The sequence below is a fragment of the uncultured Amnibacterium sp. genome (genome assembly GCF_964244015.1).
In the GTDB taxonomy this organism is placed as follows: domain Bacteria; phylum Actinomycetota; class Actinomycetes; order Actinomycetales; family Microbacteriaceae; genus Amnibacterium.
In genome coordinates this window covers 1-13,223 of sequence record NZ_CAXTHO010000084.1, presented here as the reverse complement: position 1 = coordinate 13,223, position 13,223 = coordinate 1, and the positions used below count along the sequence as shown (strand labels likewise).

Sequence of the window (13,223 nt, the reverse complement as noted above, 5' to 3'; positions counted from 1 at the left end):
GTCCACTGGCACGGCGGCTGACTTCGCGGATCCGGAATCCCTTCGCGGATCCGGATCAATCTCGCGACACCCCGCAGGGAGGGCGCTCGCGACCGCGTGTCTCCGAGGATCTCCGTATCCGCGAACGCCAGAAGCGCGGTGTACCCTGGCCGCGTGCAGACGGCGCTCCTCCTCCTTCGCTGCCGCGACGAGGCCTAACTTCTCAGGCCCTCCTCGTCGCGGCAGGTCTCAGCGTTGGCCGCCCCCGACGAGTAGAAGGAACGCACTCCTCATGCAGAACCGGCAGCAGCCGTCTCCGATGCCGACGCACCGCTATCGCCCGTACCTCGACCAGTTCGCGGTCGACCTCCCCGACCGCACCTGGCCCACGAAGCGCATCACCGAGGCGCCGCGCTGGTGCGCGGTCGACCTGCGCGACGGCAACCAGGCGCTCATCGACCCGATGAGCCCCGAACGCAAGCGGATCATGTTCGACCTGCTCGTGCGGATGGGCTACAAGGAGATCGAGGTCGGGTTCCCCTCCGCATCCCAGGCGGACTTCGACTTCGTCCGCAGCCTGATCGACGAGGGCGCGATCCCCGACGACGTCACCATCCAGGTGCTGACGCAGGCGCGGGAGCACCTGATCGCCCGCACCTACGAGTCGATCGCGGGGGCGAAGCAGGCGATCGTGCACCTCTACAACTCCACGAGCATCCTGCAGCGCGACGTCGTGTTCCGCACCGGGCGCCAGGGCATCGTCGACATCGCGCTCGACGGCGCTCGCTGGTGCAAGCAGTACGAGGCGACGGTGCCCGAGACTGCCGTCTACTACGAGTACTCGCCCGAGTCCTACACGGGTACCGAGCTCGAGTTCGCGGTCGAGATCTGCAACCGGGTCATGGAGGTGCTCGTCCCGACGGCCGAGCGGAACGTGATCCTGAACCTGCCCGCGACCGTCGAGATGGCGACGCCGAACGTGTACGCCGACTCGATCGAGTGGATGAACCGGCACCTCGACCACCGCGAGCACGTGATCCTCTCGCTGCACCCGCACAACGACCGCGGCACCGCGATCGCGGCTGCCGAGCTGGGCTACCTGGCCGGCGCCGACCGCATCGAGGGCTGCCTGTTCGGCAACGGCGAGCGGACCGGCAACGTCGACCTCGTCGCGTTGGGCATCAACCTGTTCACGCAGGGCATCGACCCGCAGATCGACTTCTCCGACCTCGACCGCATCCGGGCGACCGCCGAGCACTGCAACCAGCTGCGGGTGCCCGAGCGCAGCCCATGGGCCGGCGACCTCGTCTACACGGCGTTCTCGGGAAGCCACCAGGACGCGATCAAGAAGGGCTTCGAGGCGATGGAGGCGACCTCCGCGACGACCGGCACCCCGGTCGAGCAGCTGGAATGGGCCGTCCCCTATCTGCCCGTCGACCCGAAGGACCTCGGCCGCAGCTACGAGGCGGTCATCCGCGTCAACTCGCAGTCCGGCAAGGGCGGCGTCGCCTACCTCCTGAAGAACGACCACGCGCTCGAGCTGCCCCGCAAGCTGCAGATCGAGTTCTCCGGCGTCGTGCAGGCGAAGACCGACGCCGAGGGCGGCGAGGTGACGAGCGACCAGATCTGGGCCGCCTTCCAGGACGAGTACCTGCCGCACCCCGACCCGGCCGCGAAGTGGGGCCGGTTCGAGCTGCTCCGCACCCGCACGTCGAGCGAGCTGAGCGGGCAGGTCGATCTCGGCGCCAGCCTCCGCGTCGACGACGACGTGCTGGAGGTGGAGGCGCGCGGCAACGGCCCGATCGACGCGTTCATCCGCGTGCTGGGGGAGCAGGGCTTCCGCATCTCGCTCTACGACTACGTCGAGCACGCACTCAGCGCCGGCGGCGACGCGAAGGCGGCGGCCTACGTCGATCTGGAGGTGAACGGCGTGCGGCTGTGGGGCGTCGGCATCGACGGGGACATCGCGACTGCGTCGCTGAAGGCCATCGTCTCGTCCGTCAACCGAGCCGTTCGGGCCGAGGTCTCCGAGCTCGCACTCGCCTGAAACGTTTCATCATTCCGAATGCCCGGGATTCCCCGGGCAGAATTCATCGTGATGCGTTCGTTATGCGCGAACTTCCCTGCTTCGTAGCAAACATTCCGTGAACCCACCTGGCGTGCCGAGGTGGCGTACGGCACCCTTGGGCCATGACGCTCACGACTTCGACTCTCGATTCCGTCATCGTCATCTGGCACGTGGCGGTGAACAACAAGGACGGCGCGACAGCTGCCGCCGCTTGCACCGACGACGTCGTGGTCGCAGGATCCGAAGGCGAATCCAGCGGTCGTGACGTGATGGTCAGATGGGCGGAGACGGCCGGCATACGGCTGATGCCACGCGACTGCTACGACGTGCCCGGTGGCATCGTCGTGGCGCAGGACGCGACCTGGGACAGCGACGCGACGAACACGCCGCTGACCGTGTACTCGACATTCGGGCTGCGCAACGGCTCGATCTCGAGCATCCACCGCTTCGCCTCGCTCGACGAGGCGCGGGCGTTCCCGTTGGTGGCTGAAGCCGCCTGACCGTTGACCTGCAGGAGGGGCCGGCCGCGATGACGCGGCCGGCCCCTCCTTCGTTCCTCGGGACTACTCGGTCCCGATGCGCTTGTCGGCGGCGTCGCGCGCCGAGGCGATCTGCTCGTCGTGCTTCCCGCCGGTCCGCTTCGCTGCGAGGTCGGCGGCCCGGTCGAGCGCCTGGTCGCTGACCTTCTCACCCTGCTCGCTGTTCACGAGATCCTTGGCCTTGTCGAACAGTCCTGCCATCGTGATGTCCTCCCGGTCGGTCGAGATCCCTGGGTACCGCGCGCGGCTGGGAGTCGGTCGGGGCTGAGAGAATCGGATCGTGCCGACCTACCGCGACGAAGCCGTCGTGCTGCGGACCCACCAGCTGGGCGAGGCGGACCGCATCATCACGATGCTCGGCAAGCAGCGCGGCAAGATCCGCGCGGTCGCGAAGGGCGTGCGCCGGACCTCGAGCCGGTTCGGTTCCCACGTGGAGCCGTTCATGGTGGTCGACCTGCAGTGCTACGAGGGCCGCAGCCTCGATGTGATCCAGCAGGCGGAGTCCCTTGGCGCCTACGGCTCGCCGATCGCCGCGGACTACGCGAGCTTCACCGCCGCGAACGTGATCGTGGAGACCGCCGACCGCCTCACCGACGAGCCCTCGCCGCAGCAGTACCTGCTGCTCGTCGGCGCGCTGCGGGCGCTCGCGCGGCGCGACCACGGCGCCTCCCTGATCCTCGACTCCTACCTGCTCAGGGCGCTCTCGATCGCCGGGTGGGCGCCGACGTTCGGCGACTGCGCCGTGACCGGGATGCCGGGGCCGCACACGGCGTTCGTCGCCCAACTGGGCGGGGTCGTCGCGGACGACGTCGCCCCGCCGGGCGCCCCCCGGCTGACGGTGGAGACTCTCGACCTGCTCGGCGCGCTGCTCACGGGCGACTGGGTCCTCGCAGACGCCACCGGCACCTCCACCCGCGGGCAGGCATCCGGCATCATCGCCGCCTACGTGCAGTGGCACCTGGAGCGCGGCCTGAAGTCCCTGCACCACCTCGACCGCACGGTCACCGCCACATGAGCTCCTCCCCGCTGATCGAGGTGCGCCCTTCGAGAGCCTCGGGAACCGCGCAGCGAGCCTCGAGATCACCCCGACTGGGTTCGCGCTGATGGCCCGCATCCAGCTGGATCCGATCCGTCCGGTCGACTGGACGCACGAGTACCCGGCCGCGTTCGCGAAGGTGCCGGAGCACGTCGCCATCGTGATGGACGGCAACGGCCGCTGGGCGAACCGGCGGGGCCTGCCGCGCGTCGAGGGGCACCGGGCAGGGGAGGCGGCCCTGCTCGACGTCGTCGCGGGAGGGCTGCAGGCGGGCGTCAGACACATCTCCGCCTACGCGTTCTCGACCGAGAACTGGTCCCGCTCGCCCGACGAGGTCCGCTTCATCCTGGGCTTCAACCGCGACGTGCTGCGCCGTCGTCGCGAGCAGCTGAACGAGTGGGGCGTCCGCATCCGCTGGGCCGGCCGCACACCGCGGCTGTGGCGCACGGTCATCGGCGACCTGCGCAGCGCGGAGGAGCTGACCCGCGACAACCGCACCCTGACGCTGACGATGTGCATCAACTACGGCGGCCGGGTCGAGATCCAGGACGCCGTCCGGCAGGTCGCCCAGGAGGTGGCGGCGGGACGCCTGAAGCCGAACGCGATCACCGAGAGGACGATCGCGCGGCACCTCTACCTGCCCGACATGCCGGACGTCGACCTGTTCGTACGGTCCTCGGGGGAGCAGCGGACCTCCAACTTCCTGCTCTGGCAATCCGCGTACGCCGAGATGGTGTTCCAGGACACGCTGTGGCCCGACTACCGCCGCACCCACCTGTGGGACGCGATCGCGCAGTACAACGCCCGCGACCGCCGCTTCGGCGGCGCGGTCGACGCGCCTGAGCAGTAGGCCGATCCCGGAGGACACCGCCGGGACATCTCACTGCACCAGGAGGAATCCGCCGGGAAAGCTCCTGCTGGAATGCGATGTCCTGCTCACGTGCTCGTTTCGCCCTCCGGCGCGGCCCTGACGGTGGCGTGGAGCGTCAGCAGGGAGAGGAGCCGTGCCGTGTCGCGGCGCGACCGCAGCCGGACCAGCCGCAGGTCCGTGTTCGCGGCCAGAGCCTCGCGCACCTGCTGCTTCTGACGGCCGTGGGTGCGCATCGCCCATCGGACGATGTGGTCGGGATCGGTGAAGAACGTGCGCAGCGGCGCCTCCCTGTTGCCGTTCCACAGCTCGATCCCGCGTAGGCGGCGGACGACCGTGCGGGTCACGACACGGCGCAGCACGACGAGCCGGGGAAGGTCGAGCCAGATCAGCACCTGCGCACGTGCGCTCAGCACCGGCCGTGCGGCGGCGTACTGCAACTCGGTGACCCACTCGTCGCGGGCGGCGAGCCCCCGGACCTCCTCCACGAACCGTGGATTCGGCGTCCAGCCGGCGTGGTGGAAGAGCCCGTCGATCTCGGTGTGCGGAATGCCGGTGACCGCCGCGATGCGCGCCGCGAGGGTCGTCTTGCCCGAGCCGGAGGTGCCGGCGACCAGGATCCGGCGCGCGTCATACGGAGTCATCGAGTTGTGCTCCCCTGCAGCATCACGTGGTCTTGCCGCGGGCGCCGAAACGGACGCCGAGGAACGAGGAAACCATGTCCGTCACGGACGAGCTGCTCGAGAACAACAAGGCCTACGTCGCGTCCTTCGGCGGTGAGCTGCCCCTCCCGCCCGCGAAGCACCTCGCCGTCGTCGCGTGCATGGACGCCAGGCTCGACGTCTACCGGATCCTCGGGCTGAACGAGGGCGAGGCGCACGTGATCCGCAACGCCGGAGGCGTCGTGACCGACGACGAGATCCGCTCGCTCACCATCAGCCAGCGGCTGCTCGGGACGAAGGAGATCATCCTGATCCATCACACGGACTGCGGCATGCTCACCTTCACCGACGACGGCTTCAAGGCGCAGATCCAGGAGGCCACCGGCATCAAGCCGGAGTGGGCCGCGGAGGCGTTTGCCGACCTCGACGAGGACGTCAAGCAGTCGATCGCGCGCATCAAAGCGAGCCCGTTCGTGCCGGAGAAGGACTCCATCCGCGGGTTCGTCTTCGACGTCGCGACGGGTGCGCTGAACGAGGTCGCAGCCGCCTGACCCCGACGAGCGCGGACTTGCCACTCGATGCCCTCGTGCCCGCCTGAACAGGGCGTCGAGTGGCAAGTCCGCGCTGCCACGCGGGTCTGGGAGCCGCAGCCGGTTCCAAGGCCCCCTCCCTACCGTGGTCCCGATGCGGTCGACGAGTTGCAGAGCGCCCGACCGGGCGGCACGTCGGCATGCGGAAGCGGGGACGCGCACGTGATGGACACGACGACCGAGATGATGAAGGCCATGCCGATGCCCAATGACATGGGTATGGACATGATGCTGATGCAGAAGGCCATCGACGCCACGTCGATGAGCATGCAGGCCTGCGTCATGTGCTCCGACGCCATGGGCGGCATGGACGGCATGGGTTCCTGTGCGTCCCGCTGCGCGATGTGCGCCGACGTCTGCATGACGACGATGCGCATGATGATGCGCCCGGCCGGCATGGACCGCATGGCGATGATCGCGATGCTGGAGGCGTGCATCGCGATGACCGCCGCCTGCACCGCCGAGTGCCGCACCCACGCCGACATGAGCGCGGCCTGCGCGATGTGCGCCGACGCCTGCGAGGCCACCAACGCCGCGTGCAGCGCGATGCTCGCGTCGATGACGGCCGCCGCCGCCTGAGGTTCTAGCGCGGGGCGACGTTCAGCCGGTGCTCGCCGGCTGCGAGGACGCCGTACCGCTCGTGGACGGACACCACCGAACCGGTGACCAGCAGGTCGTGCCGGTCGACGTGGTGCCACACCTGTGCCGTCGTGCCGTCGGCCCAGCGGTGCAGGGTGATCGTGCCATCGGCCGCGACGTCCGAGACGACGGCGTCGACCCAGCCCTCCGGGTGCAGATGAGCGAGGCGGAGGCGCAGCAGCGTCACGGCGTGACCGGGACGATCGTCGATGCACATCGCGCCCTGCTCGCATGCCGCGAGGGCCTGCTGCGGGTGCGTCTGGTGCGTCATCGGGGTGCTCCTCCGGCGCCGGGCCACCCGGCGGTGGAGCCACGGTAGGTCGGTCCACGCGACCGCACCACGGCATCGGTCACACGGCTTAACACTGCGCGGCGCCGGTCCGAGGGGGGCGCGACAGGCGCTCGGTAGGCTTGCCGCCACGACACGGGGCCCCGCAGCCGGCGAGGCCCGGAACGGGAGACCCGTGGCAGCCCCCTCGCTCGACAGCGTCATCGCCCTCGCGAAGCGGAGGGGGTTCGTCTTCCAGGCGGGTGAGATCTACGGCGGGTCCCGGTCGGCGTGGGACTACGGCCCCCTCGGCGCCGAGCTGAAGGAGAACATCAAGCGCCAGTGGTGGCGCACGATGGTGCGCGGCCGCGAGGACGTCGTCGGGCTCGACTCGTCCGTGATCCTGCCGCGCCGGGTGTGGGAGGCGTCCGGCCACGTGGAGGTGTTCTCCGACCCGCTGGTCGAGAGCCTGCACACCCACAAGCGGTACCGCGCCGATCACCTGATCGAGGCGTACGAGGCGAAGCACGGCCATCCGCCGGTCAACGGCCTGGCGGACATCCGCGACCCGGAAACCGGGCAGCCCGGGTCCTGGACCGAGCCCCGCGCCTTCTCCGGCCTGATGAAGACCTATCTCGGTCCCGTCGACGACGAGGCCGGGCTGCACTACCTCCGGCCCGAGACGGCACAGGGCATCTTCGTCAACTTCGCGAACGTGCTGCAGTCCGCCCGCATGAAGCCGCCGTTCGGCATCGGGCAGATCGGCAAGAGCTTCCGCAACGAGATCACGCCGGGCAACTTCATCTTCCGCACCCGCGAGTTCGAGCAGATGGAGATGGAGTTCTTCGTCGAACCCGGTACCGACGAGCAGTGGCACGACTACTGGATCGCGGAGCGGCACCGCTGGTACACCGACCTCGGGATCAGTCCGGACAACCTCCGGCTGTTCGAGCACCCGAAGGACAAGCTGTCCCACTACTCGAAGCGGACCGTCGACATCGAGTACCGCTTCGGCTTCACCGGCAGCGAGTGGGGGGAGCTGGAGGGGGTCGCGAACCGCACCGACTACGACCTGACGACGCACTCGAAGCACTCCGGCACCGACTTGAGCTTCTTCGACCAGGGCGCCGGCGAGCGGTGGACCCCGTTCGTCATCGAGCCGGCTGCGGGCGTGACCCGATCGGTGATGGCGTTCCTCGTCGACGCGTTCTCGGAGGACGAGGCGCCGAACACCAAGGGTGGCGTCGACAAGCGCACCGTGCTGCGGCTCGACCCCCGGCTCTCCCCGGTGAAGGCGGCCGTGCTGCCCCTCAGCCGCAACGAGCGGCTGTCGCCGCTCGCCAAGCAGGTCGCGGCCGACCTGCGGCAGGACTGGAACGTCGAGTTCGACGACGCCGGAGCCATCGGCCGTCGATACCGCCGCCAGGACGAGATCGGCACCCCGTTCTGCATCACGATCGACTTCGACTCGCTCGACGACCAGTCGGTGACCGTGCGCAGCCGCGACTCGATGCAGCAGGAGCGTGTGAGCCTCGACAAGCTGCACGGCGTCCTCGCCTCCGCGCTGGTCGGCGCCTGAGGTGCGTGCGGTGGAGGCGGTGGCTTCCACCGCGCCGGCGCTCGCCGGCCGAGCGGTCATCCAGCAGCGATGGCGCGACGCCGTGTTCCTGCACTGGCGGGTCGACCCGGCCGAGGTGTCGGGGTGGTTGCCGTCGAGAACCCGGCCGGACACGACGCCGGACGGCGCGACGTGGGTCGGGCTGATCCCGTTCCGGCTCGAGCGGACGACCTTCCCGCCGCTGCCGGCGGTGCCGTGGCTCGGCACGTTCCTCGAGACGAACGTCCGGTTGTACGCCGTGGACGACGAGGGGCGACGGAGCGTGGTGTTCCGCAGCCTGGACGCCGAGCACCTGCTGCCGGTGCTCGCGGCCCGCATCGCGCTCGGCCTGCCGTACCGCTGGGCCCGGATGCGCGGCGAGCGCACCGGCGCCACGCTCCGGTACTGGTCGGAGCGGTTGGAGGGGGCGACGCGCCCCAGGACGCGGATCGCCGTCCGCCGCACCGCCGAACGGGTGGAGGGCGACGCGCTCGCGGACTTCCTGACGGCGCGCTGGGCGATGCATGTCGAGCGGCGGAGCGGCACGCACTACTGGCGGAACGAGCACGAGCCGTGGCCGCTGCACCGTGGCGAGCTGCTGGACCTCGACGACGAGCTGCTCGCCGCCGCGGGATTCCCGGGGCTCGCCGACCGCACGCCCGACTCCGTGCTCGTCTCGTCGGGCGTCACCACGCGGTTCTCCGGACCGCAGGCGTGACGGAGCACTGGGACGTCGTCGTGGTCGGTGCCGGCCCCGCCGGGTCGACCGCCGCGCGGACCGCAGCTGCGGGAGGCGCGAGGGTGCTGCTGCTCGACGCGGCGCCCTTTCCCCGCTACAAGACCTGTGGAGGCGGCCTGATTGGGAGCTCCCTCGCGCTGCTGCCTCCTTCGGCGCTCGCAGCGGTCGAGCGACGCGTGGCGACCGTGTCGTTCGCACAGGACGGCGGACCCGTCCGTCGAGTTCGCTCGACCCGCGCGTTCCTCGCGCTCGCGCGCCGAGAGGTGCTCGACCAGGCCCTCGTGGACGCCGCCGTGGAGGCGGGCGTGACCTTCCGCGACCACACCCGGGTCACGCATGTCGAGGAGGACGCCGACGGCGTGCAGGTCACGACCGCCGCCGGATCCCTCCACGCGGGCGTCGTGATCGGCGCCGACGGCTCGGCAGGGATCGTCGGCCGCTACGTCGGCGTGCGGATCGCCCGAACGGACCTGGGGCTCGAGGTCGAGCTGGCCGGCGTCGGTCCCGAATGGACGCAGCGTGTCCACCTCGACTGGGGCCGTGATCCGGGCACGTACGGCTGGGTGTTCCCGAAGGGCGACCGGCTGACCGTCGGTGTGATCCAGCGGAAGGGGGAGGGAGCCGCGACCCGCGAGTACCTGGCCCGCTTCCTCCGCGACCTCGGCCTCACCGACCGCGACCGGCTGCACGACTCCGGTCACCTCACCCGGTGGCGCGAGCCGGGCTCCCCGGTCCGGCGAGGGCGGGTGCTCGTCGCTGGGGATGCCGCCGGCCTGCTGGAGCCGTGGACCCGCGAGGGCATCTCCTTCGCACTCCGCTCCGGTATCGCCGCGGGTGCCGCCGCAGCGAGCGACGACCTCCCCGGCTACGAGCGGTACGTGCAGCAGGCGCTGGAGCCGGAGCAGCGTGCGGGTGCACGACTGCTCCGGGTCTACGAGCGCAGCCCCGGCCTGATCCATCTCGCAATCACTCGCACCGGCCGCGGGGCCCGCCGCTTCGTCCGCTTCAGCCGCGGCGAGGTCGGGCTGCGCGTCCTGCACCGCTGACGCGCGCGGTCGACGTGCGCTAACGCGGGTGAACGTTCAGCCGCATCAGCGCGCACCGGCCGCGGCCGTGATGGATCAGAAGGGGACGTCCGCGCCGAGCGCCTGAGGCCCGATGCGGACGGACTCGCCGAACCGTGGTGCGATCCCGATGCCGAAGCGCTCGACCACCGTGCCGATCGGAAGCGCTTCGACCTGGAGCTGCAGGTCTCGGCGATCGCTCTCCACTGGCCAGCGCACGCCCGGCTCGACGGAGCTGCCGGAGCTGTCGACGTACCCGCGCCAATCGCCTTCCGGGGCCGCTTCGACGCGCGCTCGCGAGATCTGCTCGTGCTCGGCGAGGGACGCGAATCCGGATCCGCAGTTGCACCAGTACCCGGCGACGAGGCGGGCGCACGGGGCCGGCACCCCGACCGCATCGCCGTCTCGCGGCCCGTAGTGGATCCCGAGCTCGCCCTCCGGGTCCGGCGGACGATGAGCGACGAGCCGCTTCGTGACCACGATCGGCGGCTGATCCACCCAGCCGCGGAGCGCCCTGGTCCGGCTCATCGTGTCGACCACGGCGCTCGCCCGTCCGGCGAGGAGCCGGCAGCGACGAGAGCCCGGCGTGACTTCGTCGGCTCCGACCTCGTCGGCTCTGGTGTCTTCTTCCGCGTGCTGCGGGAGGTGGTGGTCGACATACGTTCCTTCCCGGCACGGGCAGGAGCACGGTAGGAGCGGGGTCCGACACCGCTCACGTGCGCGGCCAGATGCACCGCGCGCGTCGGGTCAGTTCGTGATGTCCGCCACCGTCGCGTCGAGGGCCGTCAGCAACGCAGCCGCATCGACGAACGCGCTCATGCCGTGCGCGCCGGCACCCAGTGCGACGCGACCCGAGATGCGTTCGTCGGCGTACACCGGCCATGCGGTGCTGCTGCCGAGCGGCGTGATCGTGCCGCGCTCGTAGCCGGTCGCGGCCAGCGCCTCGTCCGCGCTCGGGAGGCGGAGCTTGTTCACGCCGACCGCCGCGCGAAGCTTCGCCCAGGCGATCTGCCGGTCGCCGGGCACGAGCGCGAACAGGAACGTGCCGTCGCTGCGGGCCACGACGAGCGACTTCACGATCGACGTCGGTTCGATCCCGAGCAGCGCCGCCGCAGCCTCGAGCGAGTCGGCCGCCGGGCGCTCGACCAGCTCGACCTCGATCCCGAGGCCCCGCGCCGCTGCACCGACCCGCTCGCTGCCCATGCCGCAACGCTAACGGGGCCGTTCGCTGCTGATCCGACGGTGCGCACCGGCCGATCTGCAGCGGAGGGCCCCGCTCGCCTCGGGGCCGCGGCGCGACGGCTGCCGCGCGGAACCGTTCCGGCCGCCTGAGCGGGAATGCCTCCGGAGGGCGCGCGGTTCCGTCCCGTGTGACGGTTCCCGTGAAGATCGACGTCTGGTCCGACGTCGCGTGCCCCTGGTGCTACATCGGCAAGCGGAAGTTCGAGTCCGGTGCCGCCGCATCGGGCGTCCCGGTCGAGGTCGAGTACCACTCCTTCGAGCTCTCGCCCGACACCCCCGTCGACTTCGAGGGCAGCGCCATCGAGTTCCTCTCCGACCGCAAGGGCGTCCCCGTCGCGCAGGCGAAGGCGATGACCGACCAGGTCTCCGCGATCGCGGCCGAGGTCGGGCTCGACTACCACTACGACGAGATCCGGCACACGAAGACGCTGCTCGCGCACGAGCTGTCGCACTTCGCGAAGGCGCAGGGCAAGCAGCTCGAGGTGACGGAGGCCCTGTTCAAGGCCTACTTCGTCGACGGCACGCACATCGGGCACGTCGACGACCTCGTCGCGCTGGCCGAGTCCGTCGGCCTCGACGGCGCCGCGGCCCGTGAGGCGCTCTCCGACCACCGGTACGCCGGCGACGTGCAGGCCGATCTCGCGCAGGCCGTCGCCTACGGCATCCAGGGCGTCCCCTTCTTCGTGATCGACGGCAGGTACGGCATCTCGGGCGCGCAGGCGCCGGAGGTGTTCGAGGGCGCGCTGACGCAGGTCGCCGCCGAGCAGGCGGCCGCGAGATGACCGGCATCGCCCCTCTCGTGATGCTCCCGGGCGCCGGCCCCGCCTGCGAGGGCGACGACTGCCTCCCTGCCCTCCAGAGCGCGGACTTGCCACTCGACGCCCTCCACACGCCCGAATAGGGGCATCCGGTGGCAAGTCCTCGCCTCCGGATGAAGGAGGCGGGCGCTGTCGGGCCCATCCGCGACAATGGGGGCGTGACCACGGCACTCGCGCCCGCGCCCGCGCTGCGCATCGGCCCGCTCGGGCTCGACGTCCCCGTCGTGCTCGCGCCGATGGCCGGCATCACCAACACCGCGTACCGCCGCCTCTGCGCCGAGTACGGCGCCGGCCTCTACGTCAGCGAGATGATCACGAGCCGCGCGCTCGTCGAGCGCACCCGCGAGTCGATGCGGCTCATCCGCTTCCACGAGTCCGAGACGACCAGGTCCGTGCAGCTCTACGGCGTCGATCCGGCCACCGTCGAGGCGGCGGTCACGATGCTCCGCGAGGAGGATCGCGCGGACCACATCGACCTCAACTTCGGCTGCCCGGTGCCGAAGGTGACGCGCAAGGGCGGCGGCTCGGCGCTGCCCTGGAAGCTCGACCTGTTCCGCGACATCGTCGAGCGCGCGGTCCGCGCCGCCGGGGATCTACCGCTCACGATCAAGATGCGCACGGGCATCGACGCCGACCACCTGACCTACCTCGAGGCCGGCCGCATCGCGGAGGGGGCGGGCGTCGCCTCCATCGCGCTGCACGCCCGCACGGCCGCCGAGTTCTACTCCGGCCACGCCGACTGGAGCGCGATCGAGAAGCTGAAGCAGACCGTCACCGCCGTGCCGGTGCTCGGCAACGGCGACATCTGGAGCGCGGACGACGCGCTGCGGATGATGGCGGAGACGGGCTGCGACGGCGTCGTCGTCGGCCGCGGCTGCCTCGGCAAGCCGTGGCTCTTCGGTGACCTCGCCGCCTCGTTCGGGTCCGGCGTCGCACCGGAGCCGCCGTCGCTCGGCCAGGTCGCGGACGCCTTCCGCCGGCACGCCGAGCTGCTCGTCGACTTCTTCGGCGACGACGCGGACGGGGGCGAGCACCGCGGCTGCCGCGACATCCGCAAGCACGTCGCCTGGTACTTCAAGGGCTACGGCGTGGGCGGGCAGCTGCGCTCGCAGCT

16 protein-coding genes are annotated in these 13,223 nt (G+C 70.8%); 11 read left to right on the top strand and 5 right to left on the bottom strand.

All coding sequences use genetic code 11. From position 1 onward, the window contains the following. The first annotated feature begins 271 nt into the window (after window positions 1-271). Window positions 272-2,026 carry a 2-isopropylmalate synthase gene (leuA, locus tag ACFE67_RS10360; RefSeq protein WP_375406796.1) on the top strand — a complete coding sequence of 585 codons (1,755 nt, stop codon included), beginning with the start codon at window positions 272-274 and terminating at the stop codon, window positions 2,024-2,026. A 143-nt stretch (window positions 2,027-2,169) separates the two neighbouring features. Continuing rightward, a complete protein-coding gene (locus ACFE67_RS10355) occupies window positions 2,170-2,547 on the top strand; it encodes a hypothetical protein (protein ID WP_375406795.1) in 378 nt (125 codons plus the stop codon). A 63-nt stretch (window positions 2,548-2,610) separates the two neighbouring features. On the opposite strand, the gene ACFE67_RS10350 is transcribed toward ACFE67_RS10355, so the two are convergent. Then, window positions 2,611-2,787, bottom strand: coding sequence for an Rv0909 family putative TA system antitoxin (locus ACFE67_RS10350; RefSeq protein WP_375406794.1), 177 nt, complete (start codon window positions 2,785-2,787; stop codon window positions 2,611-2,613). 79 nt (window positions 2,788-2,866) lie between these two features. Between ACFE67_RS10350 and recO the strand changes: the two genes are divergently transcribed. Together recO and ACFE67_RS10340 are read left to right on the top strand one after the other, a co-directional pair. Beyond that, entirely contained in the window at window positions 2,867-3,601 is a 735-nt protein-coding gene (gene recO / locus ACFE67_RS10345; protein WP_375406793.1) for a DNA repair protein RecO, read from the top strand. Between the two features lie 88 nt (window positions 3,602-3,689). Continuing rightward, a complete protein-coding gene (locus ACFE67_RS10340) occupies window positions 3,690-4,472 on the top strand; it encodes an isoprenyl transferase (RefSeq protein ID WP_375406792.1) in 783 nt (260 codons plus the stop codon). 86 nt (window positions 4,473-4,558) lie between these two features. Here the strand turns inward: ACFE67_RS10340 and ACFE67_RS10335 are convergent, their stop codons facing one another. After that, entirely contained in the window at window positions 4,559-5,134 is a 576-nt protein-coding gene (locus tag ACFE67_RS10335; RefSeq protein WP_375406791.1) for an AAA family ATPase, read from the bottom strand. A 74-nt stretch (window positions 5,135-5,208) separates the two neighbouring features. Between ACFE67_RS10335 and ACFE67_RS10330 the strand changes: the two genes are divergently transcribed. Together ACFE67_RS10330 and ACFE67_RS10325 are read left to right on the top strand one after the other, a co-directional pair. Continuing rightward, the gene (locus ACFE67_RS10330) at window positions 5,209-5,703 is read left to right on the top strand and encodes a beta-class carbonic anhydrase (RefSeq protein ID WP_375406790.1); all 495 of its coding nucleotides are present in this window, start codon (window positions 5,209-5,211) and stop codon (window positions 5,701-5,703) included. Window positions 5,704-5,907: 204 nt separating this feature from the next. Next, window positions 5,908-6,321, top strand: coding sequence for a hypothetical protein (locus tag ACFE67_RS10325; RefSeq protein WP_375406789.1), 414 nt, complete (start codon window positions 5,908-5,910; stop codon window positions 6,319-6,321). Between the two features lie 4 nt (window positions 6,322-6,325). Here ACFE67_RS10325 and ACFE67_RS10320 read toward each other — a convergent pair whose 3' ends face one another. Beyond that, a complete protein-coding gene (locus ACFE67_RS10320; RefSeq protein WP_375406788.1) occupies window positions 6,326-6,652 on the bottom strand; it encodes a hypothetical protein in 327 nt (108 codons plus the stop codon). Between the two features lie 193 nt (window positions 6,653-6,845). On the opposite strand from ACFE67_RS10320, the gene ACFE67_RS10315 reads away from it, so the two are divergent. The 3 genes from ACFE67_RS10315 to ACFE67_RS10305 are packed head-to-tail and all read left to right on the top strand — an operon-like array spanning window position 6,846 to window position 10,031. Continuing rightward, the gene (locus ACFE67_RS10315; protein WP_375406787.1) at window positions 6,846-8,228 is read left to right on the top strand and encodes a glycine--tRNA ligase; all 1,383 of its coding nucleotides are present in this window, start codon (window positions 6,846-6,848) and stop codon (window positions 8,226-8,228) included. A gap of 19 nt (window positions 8,229-8,247) precedes the next feature. Then, window positions 8,248-8,964, top strand: a complete 717-nt coding sequence (locus ACFE67_RS10310) for a YqjF family protein (protein WP_375406786.1) — start codon at window positions 8,248-8,250, stop codon at window positions 8,962-8,964. Next, a complete protein-coding gene (locus tag ACFE67_RS10305) occupies window positions 8,961-10,031 on the top strand; it encodes a geranylgeranyl reductase family protein (protein ID WP_375406785.1) in 1,071 nt (356 codons plus the stop codon). Before ACFE67_RS10310 ends, ACFE67_RS10305 begins: the two co-directional genes overlap by 4 nt. A gap of 75 nt (window positions 10,032-10,106) precedes the next feature. On the opposite strand, the gene ACFE67_RS10300 is transcribed toward ACFE67_RS10305, so the two are convergent. Both ACFE67_RS10300 and ACFE67_RS10295 read right to left on the bottom strand, forming a co-directional pair. Then, window positions 10,107-10,589, bottom strand: coding sequence for a hypothetical protein (locus ACFE67_RS10300; protein WP_375406784.1), 483 nt, complete (start codon window positions 10,587-10,589; stop codon window positions 10,107-10,109). A 207-nt stretch (window positions 10,590-10,796) separates the two neighbouring features. After that, window positions 10,797-11,252: an aminoacyl-tRNA deacylase gene (locus ACFE67_RS10295; protein WP_375406783.1), complete on the bottom strand. Its 456-nt coding sequence runs from the start codon at window positions 11,250-11,252 to the stop codon at window positions 10,797-10,799. Between the two features lie 167 nt (window positions 11,253-11,419). Here ACFE67_RS10295 and ACFE67_RS10290 point away from each other — a divergent pair, with 167 nt between their 5' ends. Next, the gene (locus tag ACFE67_RS10290) at window positions 11,420-12,073 is read left to right on the top strand and encodes a DsbA family protein (protein ID WP_375406782.1); all 654 of its coding nucleotides are present in this window, start codon (window positions 11,420-11,422) and stop codon (window positions 12,071-12,073) included. A 149-nt stretch (window positions 12,074-12,222) separates the two neighbouring features. After that, a partial coding sequence (gene dusB / locus ACFE67_RS10285) for a tRNA dihydrouridine synthase DusB (protein WP_375406797.1) occupies window positions 12,223-13,223 on the top strand: 1,001 nt, incomplete at its 3' end.

Bases quoted from the DNA above. Each gene is read 5' to 3' on its own strand.
- leuA (WP_375406796.1), top strand. From the start codon at position 272: ATGCAGAACCGGCAGCAGCCGTCTCCGATGCCGACGCACCGCTATCGC.
- ACFE67_RS10355 (WP_375406795.1), top strand. From the start codon at position 2,170: ATGACGCTCACGACTTCGACTCTCGATTCCGTCATCGTCATCTGGCAC.
- ACFE67_RS10350 (WP_375406794.1), bottom strand. From the start codon at position 2,787: ATGGCAGGACTGTTCGACAAGGCCAAGGATCTCGTGAACAGCGAGCAG.
- ACFE67_RS10340 (WP_375406792.1), top strand. From the start codon at position 3,690: ATGGCCCGCATCCAGCTGGATCCGATCCGTCCGGTCGACTGGACGCAC.
- ACFE67_RS10335 (WP_375406791.1), bottom strand. From the start codon at position 5,134: ATGACTCCGTATGACGCGCGCCGGATCCTGGTCGCCGGCACCTCCGGC.
- ACFE67_RS10330 (WP_375406790.1), top strand. From the start codon at position 5,209: ATGTCCGTCACGGACGAGCTGCTCGAGAACAACAAGGCCTACGTCGCG.
- ACFE67_RS10325 (WP_375406789.1), top strand. From the start codon at position 5,908: ATGGACACGACGACCGAGATGATGAAGGCCATGCCGATGCCCAATGAC.
- ACFE67_RS10320 (WP_375406788.1), bottom strand. From the start codon at position 6,652: ATGACGCACCAGACGCACCCGCAGCAGGCCCTCGCGGCATGCGAGCAG.
- ACFE67_RS10295 (WP_375406783.1), bottom strand. From the start codon at position 11,252: ATGGGCAGCGAGCGGGTCGGTGCAGCGGCGCGGGGCCTCGGGATCGAG.